This window comes from Allobosea sp. P2_B12 (genome assembly GCF_056404835.1).
Map to the genome: position 1 here is coordinate 25,906 of NZ_JBFUDG010000008.1, position 25,540 is coordinate 51,445.

The window sequence follows — 25,540 nt, forward strand, 5'->3', positions numbered from 1 at the left end:
GCGCCTTTTGCAGAAGACTGGCCAATCGCCATGCGCCTCGCCCGTCTGAAGCAACGCAAACAGTTTTTGGCGGCGGCCGATCACGGCCGCCGTTTTCGTTCGTCCGCATTCACCGTCCAGGTGCGTGATGCCGAGCCCGACGAGACGCGCGAGCCTGCCGGCCTGCGCCTCGGGCTGACCGCGTCACGCAAGGTCGGCAATGCCGTCAAGCGCAACCGCATTCGCCGGCGCCTGCGCGTCGCGGCGGCGGAGGCCCTTGCCACCCAGGCCGACCGGCGCTGCGACGTCGTCATCGTCGCACGGGCGGAGACACTGACCGCCGGCTTCCGGATGTTGGTCAGCGAACTCTCCATCGCCATCGATCGCGCCCGGCCGGCCGGGCCGGGCCGAAAGCCCCGCTCCTCCGGTAAATCCAAGACCAGCACGCCTGCTGCGGATACGTCGCGCGCCGGCCCGGCCCGTGTCGGCGGCGCCCGCAAGCCATCCTAGAGCCCTGAATCCCTAAAGCCCGACGGGCGTGAGCGAGATCTGTTTTCCATCATGATGAAAGAAGACAACCGCAATCTGCTTCTGGCGATCACGCTCTCCGTGGTCGTCCTCTTCGGCTGGCAGTACTTCTATGGCGTGCCGCAGATGGAGAAGCAGAAGCAGATCGCGCAGCAGAACCAGCAGGCGACCAGCCCGACGCCCGCTCCGGGCACAGCAGTCGCTCCCGCACCGTCGAGCGTGCCGGGCCAGCCCGCGACGACGACGGTTCCCGGCAGCGTTCCCGCGACCCCGGTGGCCGGCACACGCGACCAGGCGTTGGCGGCCAGCCCGCGCATCCGCATCGACACGCCCAAGATCGCGGGCTCCATCGCGCTCACCGGCGCGCGCATCGATGACGTCTCGCTCAAGGCCTATCGCGAGACCGTCGATCCCAACAGCCCGATCATCGTGCTGCTCTCGCCGCTGGGCGGCCCCAATGGCTACTACACCGATTTCGGCTGGGTCGCGGCGCCGGGCACCAGCGTGCCGCTGCCGAATGCGACGACCGTCTGGACGCCGGACGCGCAGGTTCTGACGCCGGCCAAGCCGCTGACCCTGACCTGGGACAACGGCCAGGGCCTGCTCTTCCGCCGCATCGTCACCGTCGACGAGAACGCGATGTTCCAGGTCAAGGACGAGGTCGACAACAAGAGCGCGGCCGCCGTCACGCTATTCCCCTATGCGCAGGTCGTCCGTCACGGCCGCCCGCCGACGCTGGGCTACTACGTCCTGCATGAGGGCCTGATCGGGGTTCTCGGCGAACAGGGCCTCCAGGAATTCACCTACGACCATGTCGACAAGGAGCCGCTGCTCTCGGCCGGCACCAATGGCCGGGTCTGGAAGGATGTCGTCGGCGGTTTCGTCGGGATCACCGACAAGTACTGGGCGGCGACCGTCGTGCCGGACCAGTCGCGCAAATATGAGGGCCGCTTCTCCTCGGTGCAGACCGGCAGCAGCCGCGCCTACCAGGCCGATTTCCTCGCCGAGGCCGTGACGGTCGCCCCCGGCGCCGGCGCCGCGAGCACCGCGCGCCTCTTCGCGGGCGCCAAGGAAGTCGCCGCCATCAACGGTTATGAGCAGAATCTCGGCATCAAGCGCTTCGACCTGATGATCGACTGGGGGTGGTTCTACTTCATCACCAAGCCGATGTTTTTCCTGCTCGACTGGATCTACAAGCATGTCGGCAATTTCGGCATCGCGATCCTGGTCGTCACGCTGCTGCTGAAGGGCGTCTTCTTCCCGCTCGCCAGCAAGTCCTACGCCTCGATGGCGAAGATGAAGGCGATGCAGCCGGAGATGCTGGCGCTGCGCGAGCGCTATGCCGACGACAAGATGAAGCAGCAGCAGGCTCTGATGGAGCTGTACAAGACCCAGAAGATCAACCCGCTCGCCGGCTGCTGGCCGGTGCTGGTGCAGATCCCGGTGTTCTTCGCGCTCTACAAGATTCTGTTCATCACCATCGAGATGCGGCATGCGCCGTTCTTCGGCTGGATTCGCGATCTCGCGGCGCCCGATCCGACGAACCTGTTCAACCTCTTCGGCGTGCTGCCCTTCACGCCGCCCGCGATGCTGCATCTCGGCCTGTGGCCGATCATCATGGGCATCACGATGTTCGTGCAGATGAAGATGAACCCGGAGCCGCCGGACCCGGTGCAGAAGATGATGTTCACCTGGATGCCGGTGTTCTTCACCTTCCTGCTCGGCTCGTTCCCGGCCGGCTTGGTGATCTACTGGAGCTGGAACAACCTGCTCTCGGTGATGCAGCAGGGCTACATCATGCGCAAGCACGGCGTGAAGATCGAGCTGTTCGACAACCTCAAGGGCATGATGGGCAAGAAACCGGATCCCGCCGCGGCGGTGCCCGTGCCAGGCAAGCCCGCCAACAGCAACAAGAAATGAGACAGCAAAGGGCGGGTTTCCCGCCCTTTGCCTTTAGAGCCGATGCCGCTGCCCGATCCGCTCACGCGCCACCCCATCCAAGGCTGGAAGGGCACGGCCTTCCTGAAGGCGATCGTCGATCATCCGCTGATCGAGGTCGGCGACTACAGCTACTATGACGACTCGCGCGGGCCCGAGCATTTCGTCGCGCGCTGCGTCCGCTACCATTTCGATTTCGTCGGCGACCGGCTGATCATCGGCAAATTCGTCGCGATCGCCCAAGCCGCGCAGTTCATCATGAACGGCGCCAACCACCCGATGTCAGGCTTCTCGACCTACCCCTTCCAGATGTTCGGCATCGAAGGCGCACCCGACGTCACCGGCCACGCCCATCGCGGCGACACGCGGGTCGGCAACGATGTCTGGATCGGGCGCGAGGCGGTGATCATGCCCGGCGTGACGATCGGCGACGGCGCCATCATCGGCACGCGCGCGCAGGTGGTGAAGGACGTGCCGCCCTATGCGGTCGTCGTCGGCAATCCCGGCCGCGTCGTCAGGACGCGTTTTCCCGACGAGATCGTCGCCGCGCTGCTGTCGATCGCCTGGTGGGACTGGGATGCCGACAAGATCGGCCGCAATGTCGCGGCGATCGCGGGCGCGGACATCGACGCGCTGCGCGCCGCCGTGTAGGCGTAACCACCATGACCACGAGCACGACGACACCCTTCACCGACGACGAGATCGAATCCGCCCGCAAGCTCTTCGAGGGGCCATGGGATTTCGTCTGGGCCTCGACCCATGTCGACGACCTGCCGCAGATGGTGGGGCACGAGATCGCCTTCGCCGGCCGCTCCAATGTCGGCAAGTCGAGCCTGATCAACGCCGTGACGCGCCGCAACGCGCTGGCGCGGACCTCGCATACGCCCGGCCGCACGCAGCAGCTCAACTTCTTCCGCCAGGTCGGCGGCGACGAACGGCTGACCATCGTCGACATGCCGGGCTATGGCTACGCCGCCGTCGGCCGCGCCAAGGTCGCCTCCTGGACCAACCTGATCCACGAATACCTGCGCGGCCGGCCCAATCTGATGCGGGTCTACCTGCTGATCGACGCCCGCCACGGCCTCAAGGACGTCGACAATGCCGTGCTCGAGACGCTCGACAAGGCGGCGATGTCCTATCAGGTCGTGCTGACCAAGGGCGACGCGATCAAGGCCGCCGACCAGAAATTCATGCGCGAGGCGACCTATGACGAGATCAAGCGCCGCCCGGCCGCCTTCCCCGAAGTGCTGCTGACATCGAGCGAGACGGGTTTGGGCATCCCCGAACTGCGCGCGGCGGTCGGGCGCGTGCTGTCGGAGCGGGAGTGAGAGGCACTTCACGACCGGCCACTGATCTTTGGACGCGGCGGCCGAAAGCCTGGCTCGACGCGCCATGAGTGGAAAGTTCCGGAAATGAGAGGATCTCGACCCACACGTCTGCCGGCTCCTTTCCTCAAGCGGGTTTGGCTCGACGAGGACAGGGTCGCCGATCCCTCGCTTTACCCGTTTTGTCTGCCCTTCCTGGCTCGCGGCTTCGAACTGGATTTCGACCGCGCGATCACGATCATCGTCGGCGAGAACGGGACCGGGAAATCGACCCTTCTCGAAGGGATCGCAGCTCTGGCCGGTTATGACGAGGCGGGTGGTGGCAAAGGCTACCGCCCGGTCGATCATTCCAGCGCCGTCGAGGCGATGGGTGGCGCGCTTGGACCGGCCTTGCGAGCGAGTTGGTTGCCGAAGATCACAAATGGCTGGTTCTTCCGCGCCGAGAGCTTTTTCTCCGTCGCTCGCTATCTTGACGAGGCCGCGATCGGCTCCGGGCCGCCCCCGGACTTTCTGTCCCATTCCCATGGCGAAGGGTTTCTGCGCTTCTTCGAGGAGCGCTGCATGCGGCAGGGCTTCTTCATCTTCGACGAGCCGGAGGCGGCGCTGTCACCGGCGCGTCAAATGATCTTTCTCAAGCTGCTGCAGCAAATCGAGCGGGCGGGACACACGCAGGTGATCATGGCGACTCATTCGCCCATGCTGATGGCGTTTCCCGGGGCGCGCCTGCTGAGCCTGTCGAAGTACGGGCTGGAGCCCATCACGCTTCAGGACACCACCCATTTCCGGATCATGCGGGAATTTTGTGCCGACCCGGCCGGGTTCGTCGAACTCGCGATCGAGAATTGAGATGAACGCAGCGAAGATCCATCTCGTGCTGGCCGCCCTGATGGGGCTGGCGGGCGTCGCTCTGCTCGCCGCCGCGGCTCATGTCACCGGTACGACCAATGTCCAGATCGCGGGCCAGATGCTGCTCTTCCACGCGCCGCTGGTGTTCGGCGCGACCGTCGCCCGCAAGGGCGGCTATCTTCTCGACTGGCTCGCCCGCCTCGGACTTTCCATCCTGATCCTCGGTGCAGCGCTGTTCGCCGCTGATCTGGCGCGGCGTGGGTTCACCAACGAGGCGCTGTTTCCGCGTGCCGCACCGATCGGCGGCTTCGGCATGCTCGGTGGCTGGCTCCTGCTCGCGCTGTCGGCCGTGTTCGCGCCGCGCGCCTGAACGCTTCCGCATCGCACGATCTTCGGCTAGAAGCGCGCCGCACCCTTCCTGCGGCTCTGTGGACCTTGCCCGATGATTCCTCCCGCCCACATGACGCCGTCGCAATCGGCCGACCTGCTGGTTCAGGCGCTGCCGCACATGCAGCGTTACGATCAGGAGATCATCGTGATCAAATATGGCGGCAACGCCATGGGTGACGCGGCGACGGCCGAGGACTTCGCCGAGGACATCGTCCTGCTCGAGCAGTCCGGCCTCAAGCCCGTGGTTTGCCATGGTGGCGGGCCGCAGATCGCGCGCATGCTGAGCAAGCTCGGCATCCAGTCGGAGTTCAAGCAGGGCCTGCGTGTCACCGACGCCGCCACCGTCGATGTCGTCGAGATGGTCCTGGCCGGTTCGGTCAACAAGGAGATCGTCGGCTACATCTCGCGCGAGGGCGGCAAGGCGATCGGGCTTTGCGGCAAGGACGGCAACATGGTCACGGCCCGCAAGGTGACGCGCACCATCGTCGATCCCGATTCGAAGATCGAGGAGGTGCTTGATCTCGGCTTCGTCGGCGAGCCCGACAAGGTCGATACCTCCGTGCTCGACGCTGTCCTCAAGGCCGAGCTGATCCCTGTGCTGGCGCCGGTCTGCTCGGCGGCCGACGGCCAGACCTACAACGTCAATGCCGACACCTTCGCTGGCGCCATCGCCGGCGCGCTCAACGCCAAGCGCCTGCTGCTGCTCACCGATGTGCCGGGCGTCCTGACCAAGGACAAGGTGCTGATCCCCGAGCTGACGGTCGAGGAATGCCGGCGCCTGATCGCCGACGGCACGATCTCGGGCGGCATGATTCCGAAGATCGAGACCTGCATCTACGCGCTCGAAAAGGGCGTCGAGGCGGTCGTCATCCTCGACGGCAAGGTGCCGCATGCGGTGCTGATCGAGCTCTTCACCGACACGGGCTCGGGCACGATCATCCGGCGTTGAGCGCCTCTCCGTCATGGTCGGGCTTGTCCCGACCATCCACGTCTTCGTTGGCGAGTGCGGTGGTCAAGACGTGGATGCTCGCCACGAGGGCGAGCATGACGATTTTCGACAGCCACATTGCCCGTTAACCGCTAGCAGAACTCTTGCATGTCAGGATTGGCTCGCCACATGAGTCCGTCCCATGAACACGCACGCCGCCATCCCCGACGATGCCCCGCCCGTCGCGACCCCGCCACTCCAGGTCGAGGCCTTCGCGCATGTCGACCACTGGGTCTTTGACCTCGACAACACGCTCTATTCGCATGAGTGCCGGGTCTGGCCGCAGGTCAACCAGCGTATCACCCTATTCCTGCAGGAGCTGTTCGGGCTCGACGGCCTCTCCTCCCACGCCCTGCGGAACTACTACTACCATCGCTATGGCACGACCCTGAACGGGCTGATGGTCGAACACGATGTCGATCCCGACGATTTTCTCGACTTCGCCCACGACATCGACCTTAGCCTGCTCGAGCCCGACCCGGCGCTGGGCGCGGCGATCGCCGCGCTGCCCGGACGCAAGCTGATCCTGACCAATGGCTCGGTCGGCCATGCCCGCAATGTCGCCGGCAAGCTCGGCATCCTCGAGCATTTCGAGGATGTCTTCGACATCGTCGCCGCCGGCTTCACGCCCAAGCCGGAGCGCTCGACCTATGAGCTGTTTCTCGCCAAGCATTCCGTCGATCCCGGCCGGGCGGCGATGTTCGAGGATATCGAGAAGAACCTGATCGTCCCGAGCGCATTGGGCATGAAGACGGTGCTGATTATCCCGCGAACGCCCGATCCCTTCCGCGAGGCCTGGGAACAGACTGCGATCGAGGCCGGTCACGTCCACCATGTCACGTCCGACCTGACCGGTTTCCTGACGCCGCTGGCCCGCACCTAGCCAAAAGCGGCAAAGCAGCAAAACCGTTCTTCTTTACGGACGTCACACAGGATGATACGCCGTGGGTTCGTTATAACGAACGCTTTGGAGTTTTCATCATGTCGGCATTCGACGGCGGCGCGGCCAGCCTTCATCCCGAGACGCGTCTCGTCCATGCCGGCACGATGCGCTCGCAGTTCGGCGAGACCTCGGAGGCGCTCTTCCTGACGCAGGGCCATGTCTATGACAGCGCCGAGCAGGCCGAAGCGCGTTTCCTGAACAAGGATCCGGGCTTCCAGTATGCCCGCTTCTCGAACCCGACGGTCGCGATGCTGGAAGCCCGGATGGCGGCCTTCGAGGGCGCCGAGGCCTGTCGTGCCACGGCCACCGGCATGGCCGCCGTCACCGCAGCCATCATGGGCCAGGTCCGCCAGGGCGATCATGTCGTCGCAGCACAGGCGCTATTCGGCTCCTGCCGCTATGTCGTCGAGGAGCATCTGCCGCGCTATGGCGTGACCTCGACGCTGGTCGACGGTCCCGACATCGACGCCTGGCGCCGGGCGGTGACGCCGCAGACCAAGGTGTTCTTCCTGGAGAGCCCCTCCAACCCGACGCTGGAGGTCATCGACATCGCCGCCGTCGCCGCGCTGGCGAAGGAGGTCGGCGCGACGCTGGTGGTCGACAATGTCTTTGCGACGCCGCTTTTCCAGCGCCCGCTGGAACTCGGCGCCGATTGCGTCGTCTACTCCGCGACCAAGCACATCGACGGCCAGGGCCGCTGTCTGGGCGGTTTGATCCTGGCTTCGCAGGCCTTCATCGAAACCCATGTCCAGACCTATCTCCGCCAGACCGGCCCGGCGATCTCCCCCTTCAACGCCTGGGTCATGCTGAAGGCCCTGGAGACCCTGCCGCTGCGCGTGCGCCAGCAGGCGCATAACGCCGCTATCGTCGCCGACTGGCTGGTGGCGCAGTCCAAGCTGCCCAAGGTCATCTTTCCCGGTCTGAAATCCCACCCGCAGGCGGACATCATCGCCCGCCAGATGACCGGCCCGTCCACGCTGGTCGCTTTCGAGGTCGAAGGCGGCAAGGCCGGCGCCTTCCGCTTCCTTAACGGGCTGAAGCTGATCCGCATCTCCAACAATCTCGGCGACGCCAAGAGCCTGATCGTCCATCCGGCGACGACGACGCATCAGCGCTTCAGCCCGGAGATCCGCGCCAGCATGGGCATTTCCGAAGGGCTGATCCGGCTGTCCGTCGGCCTCGAACACGCCGACGACCTCGTAGCCGATCTCGCAGTGGCACTGGCGGGGGTTTGAGGATGTTCACGAGCGTGGTCGTGCAGCTGCCTCATTCCGGGCAAGCGCAGCGCAGACCCGGAATCCATCGTAGAGCATAGCGATTGCCGGACCTGCCCTACGATGGATCCCGGAGCGGCGCCGCGATGCGGCTTGTCCGGGATGACGACCGTCAAGTCGGTCGGACATCAGATGTGATGGCCTTCACCGTGCCCGCCTGCTAAAGCCTCCCGATTGCTTGGGAAACAGGGGCTATCATGCGTTCTGGCGAAGTGAAGCGCCGTACCAACGAGACCGACATCGCGGTCTCGCTCGTGCTGGACGGCACCGGCACGTCCGAGATCGCCTCGGGCGTCGGCTTCTTCGACCATATGCTCGACCTGTTCGCTCGCCATTCGCTGATCGACCTGAAGGTCGCGGTAAAGGGCGACACCCAGATCGACGACCACCACTCGGTCGAGGACACCGGCATCGCGCTCGGCGAAGCTCTGAAGCAGGCGCTCGGCGACAAGAAGGGCATCCGCCGCTATGCCGACATCCATCTGCCGATGGACGAAACGCTGACGCGCGTCGCCGTCGACGTCTCGGGCCGGCCCTTCCTCGTCTTCCGCACGCGCTTCGAGGCGCAGAAGATCGGCTCGTTCGATACCGAACTGGTGCGCGAGTTCTTCCAGGCTTTCGCGATGAATGCCGGCATCACGCTGCATGTCGAAACGCTCTATGGCGACAACGCCCATCATATCGCCGAGAGCTGCTTCAAGGGGCTGGCACGGGCGCTGCGCATCGCGCTCGAGGTCGATCCGCGCGAGGGCGGCCGCGTGCCCTCGACCAAGGGCGCGCTCTGAAAGGGTCGGACCATGGCATTCTACACGGTGATGATCCCGCCGCCGGGTTCCGGCGGCGCGCGTGACGAGATCGAACAGGCGCGGCTGTTGCCCGAGACGTTCACCTGGCCGGCGTTCATTTTCGGCGGCCTGTGGCTGCTCGGCAAGCGGCTCTGGCTGGCGACGCTGATCTACGCCCTGCTCTGGGGCGCGCTGTTCTATGCGCGCAGCCAGTTCGGTCTCACCAGCGGCGCGCTGCTGCTGTCGCACTGGACGATCGCGTTCTTTCTCGGTCTGGAAGGCCAGAACCTGATCGCCCGCAAGCTGGCGCGCCAGGGCTGGCGCCTGGCCGATGTCGTCGAGGCGCGCGACCTGCCCGAGGCCGAGCGGCGTTATTTCGAGCGCGCGTTGGCCGGCGAGGCCGCGCCGCCGCGCCTGCCGCTGCCGGCGGCCCGTCCGCAGCCGGCCGGGCCGGTGCCAATCATCGGCCTCTTTCCCGAGGCGCGGGGCCGATGAGCCAGTCCGTCGTCATCATCGACTACGGTTCCGGCAATCTGCACTCGGCGGCCAAGGCTTTCGAGCGTGCGGCATCGGAGTCCGGCATCGCCTCGACCATCCGCGTCACCAGCGACACCGACGACGTCCGCGCCGCCGACCGCATCGTGCTGCCCGGCGTCGGTGCCTTCGCCGATTGCCGGCGGGGCCTCGATGCCGTGCCCGGCATGGTCGAGGTGCTGGAGGAGGTCGTTCGCGAAAAGGGCCGACCCTTCCTCGGCATCTGCGTCGGCATGCAGCTTCTGGCTTCGCGCGGGCTCGAATACACGGTCACGCCGGGCCTCGGCTGGATCGCGGGCGATGTCACGCTGATCGTGCCGGAAGGCGAAGGGCTCAAGATTCCGCATATGGGCTGGAACACCCTAGCCAGGCAGAACGACCACGCCTTGCTCGACGGCATCGAGACCGGCCCCAATGGCTTGCACGCCTATTTCGTCCATTCCTACGCGCTGGCGGCGCAGAGGCCCGGCGATGTGCTCGCCGTGACCGATCATGGCGGCCCCGTCACGGCGATGGTCGGGCGCGACAATATCGCCGGCACGCAATTCCACCCCGAGAAGAGCCAGAAGCTCGGTCTCAGGCTGATCGCCAATTTCCTCGGATGGAAGCCGTGATCCTCTTTCCCGCCATCGATCTCAAGAATGGCCAGTGCGTGCGCCTGAAGCAGGGCGACATGGACCAGGCGACGGTGTTCAACGACGATCCCGCCGCGCAGGCTGCCGCCTTCGAGGCCCAGGGCTTCCAATGGCTGCATGTGGTCGATCTCGACGGCGCCTTCGCCGGCAAGCCGATGAACGCCGCGGCGGTCGAGGCGATTTTGAAGCGGGTCGCGTTTCCGGTGCAGCTCGGCGGCGGCATCCGCGACATTGGGACGGTCGAGGGTTGGCTCTCCAAGGGCATTGCCCGCGTCATCATCGGCACGGCCGCCGTGCGTGACCCCGCCTTCGTGCGCGAGGCGGCAAAGGCCTTTCCGGGCCAGGTCGCGGTCGGCATCGATGCCCGCGACGGGTTTGTCGCGGTCGAAGGCTGGGCCGAGACCTCGGCCTTGGCCGCCGATGATCTCGGCCGGCGCTTCGAGGATGCCGGCGTTGCGGCGATCGTCTACACCGACATCGCCCGCGACGGCATGCTCCAGGGCATCAACTGGGACGGCACGATCGCGCTCGCCAAGGCGCTGACCATCCCCGTCATCGCCTCGGGCGGGCTCGCCTCGATGGCCGACATCGAGCGCCTGATGGCGCCCGACGCGGCGATCCTCGAAGGCGCCATCACCGGCCGGGCGCTCTATGACGGGCGCATCGACCCGGCCGCCGCGCTGGAGCGGCTGGCGCGGGCCGCCTGAGCGGCCGGTGGCCACTCCAACCCCGGCTGAGCCTTCAGACCTTCCGGATATTGGTGAAGACTGGCACGCCCTTGAGCATGCCCGTCAGGTTCTTGCGATAGGCCACCGGCTGGAAATATTGCCCGGCCGGCACGAAGGGCACGTCCTTCAGCGCCTGGAGCTGGAGATCTCGCGCGATCGTCTTCTGCTCGGCGAGATCGGCCGCCGTGAGCCATTTGTCGCGCAAGGCCTCGATCGCGGGGCTGTCGGGCCAGCCGGTCGCGCCCTTGGCGCCATTGGCCCGCAGGGGCGTGTTCGTCGCCGGCGTCGCCAGGTCGAGGCCGGACCAATAGGTGACGTAGCAGCTCCAGCCGCCCTCCTCGACCGGCCCGCGCTTGGTGATGCGCTGGATCACCGTGCCCCAGTCGGCCGGCACGAAATCGACGTTCATGCCGATCTTGCGCATCATCTCGGCCGCAACCTCGCAGACCGCACTGATGCGGGCGACGTCCTGCCCCGACAGGAAGACGACGCGCTCGCCCTTGTAGCCGGCCTCGATCAGCTCCTTCTTGAGCGCGGCATAGTCGGAGGAGGAGCCGATCGCCTCCAGCCCCGCTTCGGTCGCCATGTCGGAGACGGCGCCGAAGAAGCCGGTGCGGTCCTTCCAGAGCGAGTTGTCGGCGCCTGCGACCGCCTGCATGCACTCGGTCTGGTTCAGACCTTTCAGGATGACGCGGCGGATCGCCGGGTTGTCGAAGGGCGGCTGCGTGTGGTTGAGCCGGACCTGTCCGCACCAGCCGAAGGGGTCCTTGATCTCGACGACGATGTCGCGATTGGCCTTCAGCACGGGCAGCAGGTCGATCAAGGGCTGCTCGACCCAGTCGACGGCGCCCGATTGCAGCGCTGCCGCAGCCGTCGCCGCATCGGGAATGACCTGGAACTCGACGCGGTCGAAATGCGCGGTGCGGGCGCCTGCCGTGAAGCTCGGCGTGCCCTGCCGCGGCACATAGCCGGCATGCTTGGCATAGAAGTGCCTCGCGCCGGGAACGCGCTCGCCCATCACATAGCTGAACGGGCCGCTGCCGATCGCTTCGGGCACCTGCTTGAACGGATCGGTCAGCGCCAGCCGCTCCGGCATCATCACCGGGATCAGCGAGCTCGGCCGGGCCAGCGCATGCGCCAGCAGCGGGAAGGGCCGCTTCAGCCGGAACACGATGGTGCGGTCGTCGGTCGCCACGATCTCATCAGTCGCGGCCATCACCGCCTGGCCAAAGGCATCGCGCACGCCCCAGCGCTTGAGGCTGGCGACGCAGTCGCGCGCCAGCACCTTCGTGCCGTCATGGAAGACGAGGCCGGGCCGCAGCGTCAGCGTCCAGCGCTTGCCGCCGTCCTCGACAAGATGGCCCTCTACCATCTGTGGCTGTGGCTGCAGGTTCTCGTCGAGCCCGAACAGCGTGTCGAAGACCAGTAGCGCATGGGTGCGCGTCGCATAGGCCGTCGTCCAGATCGGGTCGATGACCGCGACATCAGCATAGGGCACAAAGCGCAGGACGTTGCTGCCCTGGCCGAGCGCCAGGTTCGGAGCGGCGAGCAGGGCCGAAGCGGCGGCGGAGGTCTTGAGGAATTGACGGCGATGCATGGGCAGCACTCCAGCAGGCGGAAGCCCGCGTTCTAGCACGGCCCGTGCCAGTCGCCGCTCTGGAACGCGGCTTGCCTAAAGCATCGGCAGCGAGCGCGGCTTCGGGCCGCGCGGGAAAGCCGCCTCGATCCGGGCAAGGTCGTCTTCCGTGAGCGCCAGATGCAGCGCCCCGGCATTGTCCTCGACATGGGCGGTGCCGGCCGCCTTCGGGATCGCGAAGACGCCGGGCCGCCGTGTCAGGAAGGCGAGTGCGACCTGACGGGCGGTGGCGCCATGGGCCGCTCCGATCTCGCCCAGAACCCGCCCCTCCGCGCTGCCTGGCGACGGAAAGTCGGCATGGCCGAACGGGCTATAGGCAGTGACAGCGACGCCGTTGCGCTCGCACCAGGGGATGACGGCATGTTCGATCGCGCGTTCGCGCAGATGGTAGAGCACCTGATTGCAGGCGATCGCGCCGGGACCGGCGACGGACAGCGCCTCGTCGAGGTCGTCCACGTCGAAATTGCTGACGCCCCAGGACAGGATCTTGCCCTCGGCCTTCAACGCCTCGAAGGCGGCGAAGGTCTCGGCCAGGGGATGCGGGCCGCGCCAGTGCAGCAGATAGCAGTCGAGCCGATCGGTCTTCAGATAGCGCAGCGAACGCTCGCAGGCGGCGCGGGTGCCACTCTTCGAGGCGTTGTGCGGCAATACCTTCGAGACCAGGAAGGCATCGTCGCGGCGGCCGGCGATGGCCTCGCCGATGATCGCCTCGGAGCGGCCATCGCCATACATCTCGGCGGTGTCGATATGGGACAACCCGAGATCGAGACCGCGCCGCAGGGCCGCGACCGCCGAGCGCTTGTCGCCCTGTTCTATATACCAGGTGCCTTGTCCGATGGCCGTGATCTCGCGACCGGCCGTTCCGAATGGCCTCGTCGTCATCTGCTCCCTCGGCTGTCTGGCGACAGTTTCATCAACGCTCTTCCAAAAATGTAGAAACATCTCTACATTGTAAGTCGTTCTTGTACAAAAGAGGAGGTTTGCCGATGCAGACCACGCTCTCCAGCCGTGAATTCAATCAGGACACCGGGAAGGCCAAGAAGGCGGCGCATGATGGGCCGGTGTTCATAACCGATCGCGGGCGACCTTCACATGTGCTGCTGTCCATCGAGAATTACCAAAAGCTGTCATCGAAGGGCATGACTCTGGCGGAGGCTATCGCCGATCCGAGACCGGAAGCGGATTTCGAGTTCGATCCTCCGAGGCTTCGCGGGTTTAGCTTCAAGCCTGCCGACTTCGAGTGATGTTTCTACTCGACACCAATGTGATCTCGGAATTGCGTCGCAAGAACCAGTTCGATGCAAATGTCTATGCGTGGTCGCAAGCCGTTCCGCTTGAGAATCTCTATGTGTCGGTCGTCACGATCATGGAGATCGAACAGGGGATTCTCCTCGTGGGGCGCCGTGACCATCGGCAGGCGGGTATTCTGAGATCTTGGATGGCCGAGCACTTTCTGCCCCGGTTCGAGGCGCGGGTGCTGGCCTTCGATACCGTTGCCGCATTGCGCTGTGCCGCGATGCATGTTCCCGACCCGAAGCCCGATCGAGACAGCATGATCGCGGCGACCGCATCGGTTCATGGTCTGACGGTCGCAACGCGAAACATCAGGGATTTTGAGGCCTGCGGCGTACCCGTGTTCAATCCCTGGCTTTATACGCGATAACTCATAGTCTCACGCCGGCAGCGTGCCGTTCGCCGACAGAACCTCGCCCGCCAAATAGAGCGAGCCGCAGATCAGGATGCGCGGCGGCGCAGACCAGTCGCGTGCCGAAATCTCGCGCAGCGCCTGTTCGACCGAGCCGGCGGTTTCGGCCACGAGCCCCGCCGAACGGGCAAGCCCTGCGACCTCCTCGGCCGGGCGCGCGACGAGCTGGTTCTGGATCGGCACGGCGAAGAGCAACTGCGCCAGCCCCTTGAAATGGCCGAGCGTGGCCTTCGCGTCCTTGGTCGAGAGCAGGCCGGCGATCATCACCAGCGGCGCCGGGTTGCGGTCGGCGAGATCGGCCATCGCCTGCGCCAGCACGCGGCCGCCATCGGGATTGTGGCCGCCGTCGAGCCAGAGTTCGGCGCGGCCCGGCACGAGATCGGCGAGCTTGCCGCGCGCCAGCCTTTGCAGCCGCGCCGGCCAGTCCGCATTGAGCATGCCCTGCTCGAAGGCGTAGCTCCGAAGGCCGCCATAGCCGGCGGCACGCAAGCCTGCGATCGCGGTCCCGGCATTGACATGCTGGTGACGCCCGGAGAGGCGCGGCAGGGGTAGGTCGAGCAGGCCGTCGCCATCCTCATAGACCAGCCGCCCGCCATCCTCATGGACGGAAAAATCCTGAGCGCCGATCAGGATCTTCGATGCGCCGACACGTTCGGCCGCCGCCTCCAGCACCGCCGTCGGCTCAGGCTCCTGCGGGGCGATCACAGCCGGCGCGCCACGCTTGAAGATGCCGGCCTTCTCAGCCGCGATCTTGGTGACGCTGTCGCCGAGATATTCGGAATGGTCGAACGAGACCGGCGTCACCACCGTACAGGCCGGGTTGGCGATGACGTTGGTCGCGTCGAAGCGCCCGCCGAGGCCGACTTCGAGCAGCACGACATCGGCCTTGTGCTCGGCGAAGAGCAGGAAGGCCACGACGGTGGTGATTTCGAAGAAGGTGATCTGATCGCTGGCGTTGGCGCGCTCGCAGCGCTCCAAGGCCTCGACCAGCACGGCCTCGTCGACGAAGCGACCGCCGCCGGGGGCGCCCAGCCGGATGCGCTCATGGAAACGCACCAGATGCGGCGAGGTGTAGACATGGACGGACAAGCCCGCCGCCTCGAGGATCGCCCGCATGAAGGCGATGGTCGAGCCCTTGCCGTTGGTGCCGGCGACATGGATCACCGGCGGCAGGCGCTTCTGCGGATCGCCGAGGCGCTCCAGCAGGGTCAGGATGCGCCCGAGCGAGAGGTCGATCAGCTTGGGATGCAGCGCCAGCAGGCGCGCCAGCACCGTATCGGACGATCCCATGATGCCCCGGGCCGCCGTCGCGTCAGATCGCTTCGACGATGGGCCGCGGCGGCGCCGCGGTGGCAGGCGCAGCGCTCTGGAGCGGCTGCTTGGTCAGAAGCCGGCCGAGGCGCGCAAGGGTCTCGGGCAGGTCGTGGCGGTGCACCACCATGTCTACCATGCCGTGATCCTTGAGATACTCGGAGCGCTGGAAGCCCTCGGGCAGCTTCTCGCGGATCGTCTGCTCGATGACGCGCGGGCCGGCGAAGCCGATCAGCGCGCCGGGCTCGGCGATGTGGATGTCGCCGAGCATGGCATAGGAGGCGGTGACGCCGCCGGTGGTCGGGTTGGTCAGCACGACGATATAGGGCAGGCGGGCAGCCCGCAGGCGGCGCACGGCCACCGTCGTGCGCGCCAGCTGCATCAGCGAGAGAATGCCTTCCTGCATGCGGGCCCCGCCCGACGCGGCGAAGACGACATAGGGCGTCTTCTTCTCGAGCGCGGTCTCGGCGCCCTTGATGAAAGCCTCGCCGGCCGCCATGCCGAGCGAGCCGCCCATGAAGTGGAAATCCTGCACCGCGATGGTCAGCGCCAGGCCCTTGACCCGGCCATAGCCGACCTTGAAGGCGTCGATGGCGCCGGTCTTGGTCCGGGCGTCCTTGAGCCGGTCGATATAGCGCTTCTCGTCGCGGAACTTCAGCGGATCGGTCGCGACCTCGGGCAGCGGCACATCGAGCCATTTGCCTTCGTCGAAGGTCAGGCGCAGCCGGTCCTGCGCGGTGACGCGCATATGGTGGTCGGAACCGGGAATGACGAAGCCATTGGCCTCGACATCCTTGTGGAAGACCATCTGCCCGGAATCAGGGCATTTGATCCAGAGATTCTCCGGGCTCTCGCGCTTGAACAGCGTCTTGATGCGCGGCCGGACGACTTCGGAAATCCAGTTCATGGATCGACCTTTACGATTCTGGCGCGGAAGGCGGGCGAGGACCTGGCCTCAGGCCGCCTTCGCGACCGAGCGGATGCCTGCGGCCAATTCGGAAACCAGCGAGGTGACAGCCGAAACCGTCTTTTCCGTGGCTTTGCCGTCTGCGTCCAGCGAGAGCCGGACGCGCTCGACCAGGGCCGAGCCGACGACGACGCCATCCGCGCCCTTGGCGATGGTGGCGGCATCCTGTGCCGTCTTGACGCCGAACCCGACAGCGACGGGCAGGTCGGTATGGCGCTTGATGCGGGCGACCGCATCGCCGACCGCGTCGTAATTGGTGATCGTACCGCCGGTGATGCCGGTGACCGAGACATAATAGACGAAACCCGAGGTGTTCTGCAGCACCTTGGGCAGGCGCTTGTCGTCGGTCGTCGGCGTCGCCAGGCGGATGAAGCTCAAGCCCGCCGCCAGCGCCGGCAGGCAGAGCTCGACGTCTTCCTCCGGCGGCAGGTCGACCACGATCAGGCCATCGACGCCGGCCTTGCGCGCGTCCGGCAGGAAGCGCTCGACGCCATAAGCGTAGATCGGATTGTAGTAGCCCATCAGCACGATCGGCGTGTCATGACCTTTGGCGCGGAACTCCGCGACCATGGCCAGGGTCTTCTTCAGCGTCTGGCCGCCATGCAGCGCGCGCTGGCCGGCGAGCTGGACCGGGATGCCGTCGGCCATCGGATCGGTGAAGGGCACGCCGAGTTCGATCAGGTCGGCGCCTGCGCCGGGTAGGGCGGCGAGGATCGCGCTCGCGGTGGTGAAGTCGGGGTCACCGGCGGTGACGAAGGTCACCAGCGCGGCGCGGCCCTCGTTGGCGCAGGCCTGAAAGCGGGCCTGGATACGAGCCTGGCCGGTGGCTGTCTGGGTGTCGGGGATATTGGGATCAGTCATGATTTGAGCGGTTAGCATGACGCGCGCGGGCTGGCGAGAGGGTTGCGCTTGCGTGTGATGGCGGGCTGCGCCACATGCCACGGGTCATGCGCGCCTTCGACACGCCCCTGCCTATCGACGCCGTCCTCGGGGATCTCGCCGCCACCCTGCGTGCGGGGCCCAATGCCGTGCTCGTCGCCCCGCCTGGCGCAGGCAAGACAACGCGCGTGCCGCTCGCCTTGCTCGACGAGCCTTGGACGCTAGGGCGCAAGCTGATCGTGCTGGAGCCGCGAAGGCTCGCGGCGCGCGGCGCGGCCAATCGCATGGCGCAGACGCTGGGCGAGCGCGTTGGCGAGACGGTAGGCCTGCGCGTCCGGCTCGGTTCGAAGATCGGCCCGAAGACGCGCATCGAGGTGGTCACGGAGGGCGTCTTCGCCCGGATGATCCTCGACGATTCCGCGCTGGACGGCATCGCCGCCGTGCTGTTCGACGAATTCCACGAGCGCTCGCTCGACGCCGATTTCGGGCTGGCGCTGGCGCTCGATGCGCAATCGGGCCTGCGCGAGGATCTGCGGATTCTGGTGATGTCGGCAACGCTCGACGGCGCGCGGGTCGCGAGGCTCCTCGGCGAAGCGAGGGTGATCGAGAGCCAGGGCCGGGCCTTTCCCGTCGAGACGCGCTATCTCGGCCGCGAGCCGCTGAAGCGCATCGAGGACCAGGTCGCCGATGCCGTGCTGCTGGCGCTGAATGAGCAGCCCGGGTCGCAGCTCGTCTTCCTGCCCGGACAGGGCGAGATCAGACGGGTCGAGGAGCGGTTGCGCGAGCGGATCCGTGACAACACCGTCGAGATCGCGCCGCTCTATGGCGCGCTCGACCAGACGGAGCAGGACCGCGCCGTGCTGCCGGCCCCGCCCGGTCGTCGGAAGGTCGTGCTGGCGACGGCCATTGCCGAAACCTCGTTGACGATAGAGGGCGTGCGGGTGGTGATCGATTCAGGCCTCGCCCGCATTCCCGTCTACGAGCCCGACCTCGGCGTCACCCGGCTGGAGACGCGCCGCGCCAGCCGGGCCGCATCCGACCAGCGCCGTGGCCGTGCTGGCCGCACCGAGCCCGGCATCTGCTATCGCCTGTGGGAGGAGGCCGGCAACGGCGCGCTCGAGGCCTTCGCCCGGCCGGAAATCCTCTCCGCCGATCTCGCGCCGCTTCTGCTCGACTGCGCGGCCTGGGGCGTCTCCGACCCGACAAGTCTCGCCTTCCTCGATCCGCCGCCCGCGCCCGCCCTCAAGGAGGCGCGCAGCCTGCTCGCCAGCATCGGTGCGCTCGATGCCGATGGCCGGATTACACCGGAAGGGCGCACGCTCCAGACCCTGCCGCTGCCGCCGCGTCTTGCCCGCATGGTCGTCGTCGCCGCGCGCTTCGGACAGGCCGGCGCGGCCGCCATGCTGGCCGCGATCCTGGTCGAGCGCGGACTGGGCGGCGATGCGCCCGATCTTGCCGAACGGCTGGATCGCTTCGAGCGCGAGCGCGGCGGCCGTGCCGCCGATATGCGCCGCCTCGCCGAGGGTTGGGCCCGCGCGGCGCAGCAAGCCGCAAGGCAGCAGACCGGGGCTGAGCCTCTGGCGCCCGGCCTGCTGCTCGCCTTCGCCTATCCCGACCGGGTCGCCAGGGCGCGCAATCCGGGCTCGGGGCTGTATCTGCTCGCCAATGGCCGCGGCGCCACGATCGAGCCCGCGCAGCGTCTGGCGCGCGAAAGCCATATCGTCGTCGCCGAGATGACCGGCGCCGCCCAGCAATCGCGCATCCTCTCGGCTGCCGCGATCGCGGAGGGGGCCATCGCCTGGCTGGTCGGCAACGAGCTGTCGCCGTTCGCGATGGAGGAGCACAACGAAACCAGCTTCGACCGCACCGCCCGCGCCTTGCGCGTCCGGTCTGTACGGCGATACGGCGCGCTCAGCCTGTCGGAACGGCCGCTGCCGGCCGAGGCCTCGGCGGCCAATGCCGACATTCTCGCAAAGGGCATCGCGGGGCTCGGCATGGGCCTGCTGCCCTGGACGAAAGCGCAGCGGCAATTGCGTGAGCGCGTCGATTTCCTGCGCCGGGCCGAGCCGGAGCAGGGTTGGCCGGATCTGTCGGATGAAGGGCTCGCCACGGCGCCGGAACTCTGGCTCGCGCCGCATGTCATCGGGCGCACGTCGCTGGACACGATCCAGCCGGGCGATCTCGATGCCGCGCTCGGCGACCTCCTGCCCTGGGAGATGAAGCGCCGGCTCGACAGCGAGGCGCCGACGCATTTCACCGCGCCGACCGGCTCCAGCCTCGCCGTCGACTATGCTGCCGAGGCCGGGCCGACGATCTCGGTCAGGGTGCAGGAACTCTTCGGACTCGCGAAACATCCTGCGCTCGCGGGCGGACGGGTGCCGCTGGTGCTGGAACTGCTCTCGCCGGGACACAAGCCCGTCCAGATCACGCGCGACCTGCCGGGCTTCTGGCGCGGCTCATGGGCCGCGGTGAAATCCGAGATGAAGGGCCGCTATCCGCGCCATCCCTGGCCCGACGACCCCGCCGCCGCGCCGCCGACGACCCGGGCCAAGCCCCGCGGGACGTGAGCCGGTCTCAATTCCCCATCCGGTCGCGCCATTGGCGCTCGCCGGCAAGGCAGGTCGCATTGTTGCCGCCGGTCGCCTGTGCCTTCTGCACCAGCGCCTCGCCATCGCGCGGCATCTCGGCGATCTCGCGGACCAGCTTGGTGCGGGTCGCGTCGACGAACTGGTGGCGTTCGCGGATCGGGATCACGAAGGCGCCGATACCGGTGACGACGCAGTCCTGATAATAGACGTCGAGATTGTCGATGTCGAAATAGCTCGCCTGCTTCAGCATCACCGGCAGCCCGTTGATGCTGATGCCCTTGGCGCCGGCCTCGTCGCGGGCGGTGGTGACGGCGCGCCCGTCATTGTTGGCGCCGTCACCGGAGATGTCGATCACCTTGCGCAGCGGCGTGACATTGGCCTGCTCCAGCAGGGCGACGCCGAGATCGATCGCTGCCGAGATCGAGGTGCGGCGGCCGCGCCGCGTCTGCGCCTCGCCGAGCTCCTCGGCAAAGGCCATGGCCGACTGGGGTGAATCGATGATCGTCCAGGGCTTGACGATGTGCTGGAAATTGCCGCCGGCCCATTCGAAATAGGTCACCGCGATCTTGCCGATCGCGCCCTTGCCGATTGCCTCATGCAACTGCTTCGAGCGGAAGGCCTCGATATAGCCATTCCGTTGCAAGGCGAGTTCGTCGAGATCCATCGAGAAGGAGACGTCGACCGCAAGCACGAGCGCGACATCGACCTCCTCGGGCGGGGTCGTCGCTTGCTGGGCGTTGGAGGCCGCACCGGTCCATAGACCCATCGCAGCCAGACTCAAGAGACCGTACAGCCAACGCCGCATCGCTTCCTCCGTCATCATGTCGCAACGGAAGTGTGCGCCTGCTTTCGATTCGTTCCAAGGGCGAAAGCTGGGCAGCGGCGCCGATTATCGCGCCGTATTGCGCCGCTCGACGATGGAGATCGCCGCAGCTGCCGCTTCCTCGACATTGAGCGCCGAGGTATCGAGGATCACCGCGTCCTCGGCCGCCTTCAGCGGCGCGTCGCTGCGGCCGGAATCGCGCGCGTCGCGTCGGCGGATATCGGCCAGGATGCCTTCGAAAGTGGCAGCCTCGCCGCGTCCCGCGAGCTCCCTGTGACGTCGCGCGGCCCGCACCTCAGGCGTCGCGGTGACGAAGAGCTTGGCCTGCGCCTGCGGGCAGATCACCGTGCCGATGTCGCGCCCGTCGAGGACCGCGCCGCCGGGCTGAGCCGCGAAGGAACGCTGGCGCGCGATCAGCCCGCTGCGCACCGCCGGCATCGCCGCGACAACGGAGGCCGCCTCGCCGATCTCGCGGCCACGCAGGCTGTCCTCGGCGAACGCGTCTTCCCGGAAGGTCGAGACGAGCCTTGCCGCGGCTTCCGGGTCTCGGATGTCGTGGCCGGCATCGAGCATCGCCCGGGCGACCATGCGGTAGAGCAGGCCGGTATCGAGATAGGGCAGGCCGTAATGCGCCGAGAGCCGGCGCGCCAGCGTGCCCTTGCCCGATGCGGCCGGGCCGTCAACCGCGATGACGAGCCCCACAGGAGCCTGTTCGCGGCTCATGCGATCTCGCCTCCGAGCCCGTTCATCAGCGCAATGAAGCTCGGGAAGCTGGTCGCGATCATGGCGCCGTCATCGACCTGCATCGGCTTTTGCGTCGCCAGCCCCATGACGAGGAAGCTCATGGCGATGCGATGGTCGAGATGGGTCGCGACGATGCCGCCGCCAGCGACCGCCCCGCCCGAACCCTCGACGACAAGATCGTCACCCTCGATCGCGCAGGTGACGCCCGCCGCCTTCAGTCCGGCCTCGACCGCCGCGAGCCGGTCCGATTCCTTGACGCGCAGTTCCTGCAAGCCGCGCATTCGCGTGGTCCCGGTCGCGAAGGACGCCGCCACCGCCAGCACGGGATACTCGTCGATCATCGAGGGCGCCCGCTCGGGCGGCACCACGACGCCCTTCAGGGTGCCGGCGCGCACCCGCAAGGTCGCGACCGCCTCGCCGCCCTCATTGGCCTCGCTCTCGACGGTGATGTCGGCGCCCATCTCGCGCAGCGTGGTCAGGAGGCCCGAGCGCAGCGGATTCGTCATCACGCTCTCGATCAGGATGTCGGAACCCGGCACGATCAGCGCGGCGACCAGCGGGAAGGACGCGGAAGACGGGTCGGCCGGGACGACGATCGGCGCGGCCTGAAGCTCCGGCTGGCCCTTCAGCACGATGCGCCGGCCATGCTCGCCCTCGGGCGTCACGACGACATCGGCGCCGAAATGGATCAGCATCTTCTCGGTGTGGTCGCGCGTCGCTTCCGTCTCGATCACGGTGGTCTCGCCGGGCGCGGCAAGGCCGGCCAGCAGCACCGCCGACTTGATCTGCGCCGAGGCGACAGGCGTGCGGTAGGTGATCGGCAGGGCTTCCTTCGGCCCACGCAGGGTCAGCGGCACGCGCCCGCCCTCGCCCTGCGAGACGATCACGGTCCCCATCAGTTCAAGCGGATCGAGAATGCGCCGCATCGGGCGCTTGCGCAGCGAGGCGTCGCCGTCGAAGGTCGTGGTGATCGGATGTGCGCCGCAGACGCCCATCATCAGGCGCGAGCCCGTGCCGGCATTGCCGAAATCGAGCAGCCCCGCCGGCTCGCGCAAGCCCCCGACGCCGACGCCGCGAACACGCCAGGCGCCTGGCCCGTCATGATGGACGATCGCGCCCAGTGCGCGGGCGGCATCGGCCGTGCGCATCACGTCCTCTCCTTCCAGCAGGCCGGTGACCGCGGTCTCGCCGATGGCGAGCAGGCCGAAGATCATCGCCCGGTGCGAGATCGATTTGTCGCCGGGCACGCGGACGCTGCCGCGAAGCGGACCGGAACGGCGTGCGGTGACGGGAACGGGGGTTTGTGCGTGGGCCAAGGGGTTTCTGCCGGCTGGTCGATCGGGAATGGCGTGCCCTAGCACGCGCCCCGGTCATGCGTCACGTCCGGGTTGCAGGCGCCGGACCGTGTGCAGGGCAGCCGAAATGGGCTTCTACGGTCCGTGCGTGGCGTGCCCGCGTGAAATGAGCATTTGACAGGGCCGTCTGCCCCGACTAACGGACGCGCCTGCTTTTCAGAACATGAATGATTGAAGGTCCGACGCAGTGGCGAAACCGGAACTTGGAACGAAGCGCGTTGACCCGGTCACGGGCCGCAAATTCTACGACCTGAACAAGGACCCGATCGTCTCGCCTTACACGGGACAATCCTATCCGCGTTCGGTCTTCGAGCCGCAGGCCAAGGCGTCTGCAGCCGTGGCCGCGGCCAAGCCCGCCGATGACGAGGATGAGGTCGAGGCCGCCGACGAGGCGGTCGAGCTCGTCTCGCTCGACGAGGCCGATGCCGAGGCGAGCGAGAAGGAAGCCGTCGTCACCAGCGAGGACGACATCGAGGTCGAAGACGATGTCGCGCCCGATGACGACACCTTCCTCGAAGAGGACGAGGAAGGCGACGATGACGTCGCCGACCTGATCGATGGCGACATCGAGGGCGACGAGGACGTCTGACTCTTCCCGGAGGCGGGCCGCAAGAGAATGACGATCAGGCGACAATCGGCGCTTGAGTCTTCCGCCGCTCCCGCCTATAGAGCGCTTCGCCGCTGACGCGGCGACCGGGTGCCGATCCCGCCCTCGCCGGATGGCGAGCGGATTGGAGCCTGAAAGACCCCGGCTGACCCCCAAAGTTCAGCTGGTTGAGACGTGGGGCCATAGCTCAGTTGGGAGAGCGCTTGAATGGCATTCAAGAGGTCGGCGGTTCGATTCCGCCTGGCTCCACCATCTCCACCCTCAGAAATTCGGTTGTTTAGGTTATGCAGGGCGCCTCGAGGCGCCCTTTGCTTTTTGCTCGGCGCCTGCGCCGACGCTGCCCTCAGGCAGCCTCATCAAGCACCCGCGCGACATATTTCATCAGCATCGGCTCCAGCCGCTTCGGGTAATCCGCCCGGTGGTAGAGGTTTACCAGATTCTCGTCATAGAGACGCATGATCTCGGCATTGAGGCAGTAGATCGCATAGATCGATCCTTTGCCGTCGTCGACAATGATCCATTGTTCGTCCCTCATCCGATCGATGCAGCCATCGGCGAGGAGGGGCAGGCCATGGGCCTTCATCATGCTCTGGAAGGTCTTGATCCGGACTTTGGTCTTGGGACCGATCAGGCCATCGACCTTCAGCGGTACCCCGGCCACCGCACGCGCCACGGCATTGTCCGGATGGGCGAACCACAGATTCAGGAAGTACTGGACCAGCGTGACGTCGTCGCGGTTGTTGGCGCGGCCGGGGCCGACACCCATTTCGACCAGGAACATGCAGCCGGATTCCCCATAGGATATGACTTTAGCCATGATTGCCTCCCGATGAGACGGGGAGCCCAGCGCCGCCCCGTTGCAATCAGGAATAGGCAAGCTCCGACCACGGCGCTGTTCCCGGGGTGACAGGCAGGGCTTGGGGGCCTGGACGGACGAGGGGATGTTCCGGGACGCGTCCTGGAGGGTCTGCGGGCCCAAGCGATCCACTACGCGATCGTCACATCCGAGCGCGGCCTCGACGAGCAGGCCAGGATATAGCCCTGCGCTTCTTCCTCGGCCGAGATCCCGCCCTCGTGCTGCATCGCGACCGAGCCTTCGACCAGCGTGACGCGACAGGTGCCGCACATGCCCGAGGCGCAGCCGCAGGGGATGACGATGGTCTGGCGCGTGGCCGCCTCCAGCAGCGTCTCATCGGCGCGGGCGAGGAAGCGCTTCTCGCCCATCTGGATGGAAAAGCCCGTCTCAAGCGCGTTGTCGGGAATGGCGACCAGGGCCGCCGGCGCGACCGCACCGAAATGCTCGATGTGGAAATGCGCGCGCTGGCCACCCTCGGCGGCGTGGATCAGCCTTGCCTCGTCCATGAAGCCGTCCGGGCCGCAGCAGAACACCTCGCGCCGGCCGAAATCCGGTAGCGCGACCGAGGCCAGCCGGCGATGGAGCCGGCCGCTGAAGCCGAACCAGCCTGGCTCGGGATGGCTGGCGATCATCGCGACAGCAAGGTTCGGCATGCTCGCCTGCAAAGCCGCGAGTTCGCGCGCGAACAGGATGTCGCGGGGCGTGCGGGCGGCGTGGAGCCAGCAGACATCGCTATCGGGCGCGGTCGCCGCCAGATGGCGCAGCATCGCCATCAGCGGGCTGGCGCCAGAGCCGGCCGAGACCAAGGCGAGCTTTTGCGTGGCGCGGGCGTCGATAATGAAGCGCCCCTTGGGGGCACGGCTTTCGATGATATCGCCAACCGCGAGTTCCTCACGCAGCCACCGTGTCGCGCGGCCCATGGGATGGGCCTTGATCGTCATCGCCAGCGTGCCCGACGCGTCCGGGGCCGAGGCCAGCGAGAAGGTGCGGAACAGGGTCTCGCCCCCCAACGAGAGTTTCAGAGTCATCGATTGGCCGGCGGAATAGGGGCATGCCGCCCTCCGGCCGGAAGATGAAGGTCTTCACGTCATGCGTCTCGGGCCGGATCTCGACCACGGTCAGCGTCAGACGCTCTGCCGCTGGTGTCGCCATAGCAGGGGCATCGAGAACAGCCGC

General features: G+C 66.9%; 27 protein-coding genes, 1 tRNA gene and 1 pseudogene. 18 read left to right on the plus strand and 11 right to left on the minus strand.

Going from position 1 to position 25,540, the window contains the following annotated elements; all coding sequences use genetic code 11:
• The first annotated feature begins 30 nt into the window (after nucleotides 1-30).
• From rnpA to hisA, 13 genes are all read left to right on the plus strand, one after another.
• Nucleotides 31-489 carry a ribonuclease P protein component gene (gene rnpA / locus AC1DYU_RS18665; protein ID WP_476792933.1) on the plus strand — a complete coding sequence of 153 codons (459 nt, stop codon included), beginning with the start codon at nucleotides 31-33 and terminating at the stop codon, nucleotides 487-489.
• A gap of 54 nt (nucleotides 490-543) precedes the next feature.
• Nucleotides 544-2,427, plus strand: a complete 1,884-nt coding sequence (gene yidC / locus AC1DYU_RS18670; RefSeq protein ID WP_476793068.1) for a membrane protein insertase YidC — start codon at nucleotides 544-546, stop codon at nucleotides 2,425-2,427.
• Between the two features lie 42 nt (nucleotides 2,428-2,469).
• Nucleotides 2,470-3,096, plus strand: coding sequence for a CatB-related O-acetyltransferase (locus AC1DYU_RS18675; protein WP_476792934.1), 627 nt, complete (start codon nucleotides 2,470-2,472; stop codon nucleotides 3,094-3,096).
• An 11-nt stretch (nucleotides 3,097-3,107) separates the two neighbouring features.
• Nucleotides 3,108-3,773, plus strand: coding sequence for a ribosome biogenesis GTP-binding protein YihA/YsxC (gene yihA, locus AC1DYU_RS18680; protein WP_476792935.1), 666 nt, complete (start codon nucleotides 3,108-3,110; stop codon nucleotides 3,771-3,773).
• An 84-nt stretch (nucleotides 3,774-3,857) separates the two neighbouring features.
• Nucleotides 3,858-4,616 carry an AAA family ATPase gene (locus AC1DYU_RS18685; protein WP_476792936.1) on the plus strand — a complete coding sequence of 253 codons (759 nt, stop codon included), beginning with the start codon at nucleotides 3,858-3,860 and terminating at the stop codon, nucleotides 4,614-4,616.
• A gap of 1 nt (nucleotide 4,617) precedes the next feature.
• The gene (locus tag AC1DYU_RS18690) at nucleotides 4,618-4,986 is read left to right on the plus strand and encodes a DUF423 domain-containing protein (protein WP_476792937.1); all 369 of its coding nucleotides are present in this window, start codon (nucleotides 4,618-4,620) and stop codon (nucleotides 4,984-4,986) included.
• A gap of 72 nt (nucleotides 4,987-5,058) precedes the next feature.
• Nucleotides 5,059-5,955 carry an acetylglutamate kinase gene (gene argB / locus AC1DYU_RS18695; protein WP_476792938.1) on the plus strand — a complete coding sequence of 299 codons (897 nt, stop codon included), beginning with the start codon at nucleotides 5,059-5,061 and terminating at the stop codon, nucleotides 5,953-5,955.
• A gap of 181 nt (nucleotides 5,956-6,136) precedes the next feature.
• Nucleotides 6,137-6,877 (plus strand): pyrimidine 5'-nucleotidase, encoded by a 741-nt coding sequence (locus AC1DYU_RS18700; protein ID WP_476792939.1) that lies wholly within the window; start codon nucleotides 6,137-6,139, stop codon nucleotides 6,875-6,877.
• Between the two features lie 98 nt (nucleotides 6,878-6,975).
• Nucleotides 6,976-8,172: an O-succinylhomoserine sulfhydrylase gene (locus AC1DYU_RS18705; protein WP_476792940.1), complete on the plus strand. Its 1,197-nt coding sequence runs from the start codon at nucleotides 6,976-6,978 to the stop codon at nucleotides 8,170-8,172.
• Nucleotides 8,173-8,408: 236 nt separating this feature from the next.
• A complete protein-coding gene (gene hisB, locus AC1DYU_RS18710; RefSeq protein ID WP_476792941.1) occupies nucleotides 8,409-8,996 on the plus strand; it encodes an imidazoleglycerol-phosphate dehydratase HisB in 588 nt (195 codons plus the stop codon).
• 12 nt (nucleotides 8,997-9,008) lie between these two features.
• Nucleotides 9,009-9,491, plus strand: coding sequence for a DUF2628 domain-containing protein (locus AC1DYU_RS18715; protein WP_476792942.1), 483 nt, complete (start codon nucleotides 9,009-9,011; stop codon nucleotides 9,489-9,491).
• Nucleotides 9,488-10,144, plus strand: coding sequence for an imidazole glycerol phosphate synthase subunit HisH (hisH, locus tag AC1DYU_RS18720; RefSeq protein WP_158486693.1), 657 nt, complete (start codon nucleotides 9,488-9,490; stop codon nucleotides 10,142-10,144). The genes AC1DYU_RS18715 and hisH overlap by 4 nt, the downstream gene beginning before the upstream one ends.
• Nucleotides 10,132-10,872, plus strand: a complete 741-nt coding sequence (hisA, locus tag AC1DYU_RS18725; protein WP_476792943.1) for a 1-(5-phosphoribosyl)-5-[(5-phosphoribosylamino)methylideneamino]imidazole-4-carboxamide isomerase — start codon at nucleotides 10,132-10,134, stop codon at nucleotides 10,870-10,872. Before hisH ends, hisA begins: the two co-directional genes overlap by 13 nt.
• Nucleotides 10,873-10,906: 34 nt before the next feature.
• Here the strand turns inward: hisA and AC1DYU_RS18730 are convergent, their stop codons facing one another.
• Nucleotides 10,907-12,490: an ABC transporter substrate-binding protein gene (locus AC1DYU_RS18730; RefSeq protein WP_476792944.1), complete on the minus strand. Its 1,584-nt coding sequence runs from the start codon at nucleotides 12,488-12,490 to the stop codon at nucleotides 10,907-10,909.
• Between the two features lie 75 nt (nucleotides 12,491-12,565).
• A complete protein-coding gene (locus AC1DYU_RS18735) occupies nucleotides 12,566-13,411 on the minus strand; it encodes an aldo/keto reductase (RefSeq protein WP_476792945.1) in 846 nt (281 codons plus the stop codon).
• 104 nt (nucleotides 13,412-13,515) lie between these two features.
• Between AC1DYU_RS18735 and AC1DYU_RS18740 the strand changes: the two genes are divergently transcribed.
• Nucleotides 13,516-13,773 (plus strand): type II toxin-antitoxin system Phd/YefM family antitoxin, encoded by a 258-nt coding sequence (locus AC1DYU_RS18740; protein WP_476792946.1) that lies wholly within the window; start codon nucleotides 13,516-13,518, stop codon nucleotides 13,771-13,773.
• Nucleotides 13,773-14,192, plus strand: a complete 420-nt coding sequence (locus AC1DYU_RS18745; RefSeq protein WP_476792947.1) for a PIN domain-containing protein — start codon at nucleotides 13,773-13,775, stop codon at nucleotides 14,190-14,192. The genes AC1DYU_RS18740 and AC1DYU_RS18745 overlap by 1 nt, the downstream gene beginning before the upstream one ends.
• A 9-nt stretch (nucleotides 14,193-14,201) precedes the next feature.
• Here AC1DYU_RS18745 and AC1DYU_RS18750 read toward each other — a convergent pair whose 3' ends face one another.
• Genes AC1DYU_RS18750 through trpA form a run of 3 tightly spaced genes read right to left on the minus strand, consistent with a single transcriptional unit; the run spans nucleotide 14,202 to nucleotide 17,373 of the window.
• Nucleotides 14,202-15,524 (minus strand): bifunctional folylpolyglutamate synthase/dihydrofolate synthase, encoded by a 1,323-nt coding sequence (locus AC1DYU_RS18750; RefSeq protein ID WP_476792948.1) that lies wholly within the window; start codon nucleotides 15,522-15,524, stop codon nucleotides 14,202-14,204.
• 22 nt (nucleotides 15,525-15,546) lie between these two features.
• On the minus strand, nucleotides 15,547-16,452 hold the full coding sequence (accD, locus tag AC1DYU_RS18755; RefSeq protein ID WP_476792949.1) for an acetyl-CoA carboxylase, carboxyltransferase subunit beta: 906 nt from the start codon (nucleotides 16,450-16,452) through the stop codon (nucleotides 15,547-15,549).
• A gap of 48 nt (nucleotides 16,453-16,500) precedes the next feature.
• A complete protein-coding gene (trpA, locus tag AC1DYU_RS18760; protein ID WP_158486686.1) occupies nucleotides 16,501-17,373 on the minus strand; it encodes a tryptophan synthase subunit alpha in 873 nt (290 codons plus the stop codon).
• A gap of 86 nt (nucleotides 17,374-17,459) precedes the next feature.
• Between trpA and hrpB the strand changes: the two genes are divergently transcribed.
• Nucleotides 17,460-19,958 carry an ATP-dependent helicase HrpB gene (gene hrpB, locus AC1DYU_RS18765; protein ID WP_476793069.1) on the plus strand — a complete coding sequence of 833 codons (2,499 nt, stop codon included), beginning with the start codon at nucleotides 17,460-17,462 and terminating at the stop codon, nucleotides 19,956-19,958.
• Nucleotides 19,959-19,965: 7 nt separating this feature from the next.
• Here the strand turns inward: hrpB and AC1DYU_RS18770 are convergent, their stop codons facing one another.
• From AC1DYU_RS18770 to aroA, 3 genes are all read right to left on the minus strand, one after another.
• A complete protein-coding gene (locus AC1DYU_RS18770) occupies nucleotides 19,966-20,745 on the minus strand; it encodes a DUF1194 domain-containing protein (RefSeq protein WP_476792950.1) in 780 nt (259 codons plus the stop codon).
• Between the two features lie 123 nt (nucleotides 20,746-20,868).
• Nucleotides 20,869-21,525, minus strand: a complete 657-nt coding sequence (gene cmk / locus AC1DYU_RS18775; RefSeq protein ID WP_476792951.1) for a (d)CMP kinase — start codon at nucleotides 21,523-21,525, stop codon at nucleotides 20,869-20,871.
• Nucleotides 21,522-22,862 carry a 3-phosphoshikimate 1-carboxyvinyltransferase gene (gene aroA, locus AC1DYU_RS18780; protein WP_476792952.1) on the minus strand — a complete coding sequence of 447 codons (1,341 nt, stop codon included), beginning with the start codon at nucleotides 22,860-22,862 and terminating at the stop codon, nucleotides 21,522-21,524. The genes cmk and aroA overlap by 4 nt, the downstream gene beginning before the upstream one ends.
• Nucleotides 22,863-23,088: 226 nt before the next feature.
• Between aroA and AC1DYU_RS18785 the strand changes: the two genes are divergently transcribed.
• Together AC1DYU_RS18785 and AC1DYU_RS18790 are read left to right on the plus strand one after the other, a co-directional pair.
• Nucleotides 23,089-23,490, plus strand: a complete 402-nt coding sequence (locus tag AC1DYU_RS18785; RefSeq protein ID WP_158486682.1) for a TIGR02300 family protein — start codon at nucleotides 23,089-23,091, stop codon at nucleotides 23,488-23,490.
• 194 nt (nucleotides 23,491-23,684) lie between these two features.
• Nucleotides 23,685-23,760: transfer RNA gene (locus tag AC1DYU_RS18790), tRNA-Ala, on the plus strand.
• Nucleotides 23,761-23,851: 91 nt separating this feature from the next.
• On the opposite strand, the gene AC1DYU_RS18795 is transcribed toward AC1DYU_RS18790, so the two are convergent.
• From AC1DYU_RS18795 to AC1DYU_RS18805, 3 genes and pseudogenes are all read right to left on the minus strand, one after another.
• Complete coding sequence (locus tag AC1DYU_RS18795) at nucleotides 23,852-24,325, minus strand: peptidoglycan-binding domain-containing protein (protein ID WP_476792953.1); 474 nt, start codon at nucleotides 24,323-24,325, stop codon at nucleotides 23,852-23,854.
• 170 nt (nucleotides 24,326-24,495) lie between these two features.
• Nucleotides 24,496-24,870 carry a 2Fe-2S iron-sulfur cluster-binding protein gene (locus tag AC1DYU_RS18800; protein WP_476793070.1) on the minus strand — a complete coding sequence of 125 codons (375 nt, stop codon included), beginning with the start codon at nucleotides 24,868-24,870 and terminating at the stop codon, nucleotides 24,496-24,498.
• Nucleotides 24,871-25,398: pseudogene (locus AC1DYU_RS18805) on the minus strand (FAD-binding oxidoreductase); the annotation flags it as partial.
• Between the last annotated feature and the right edge of the window lie 142 nt (nucleotides 25,399-25,540).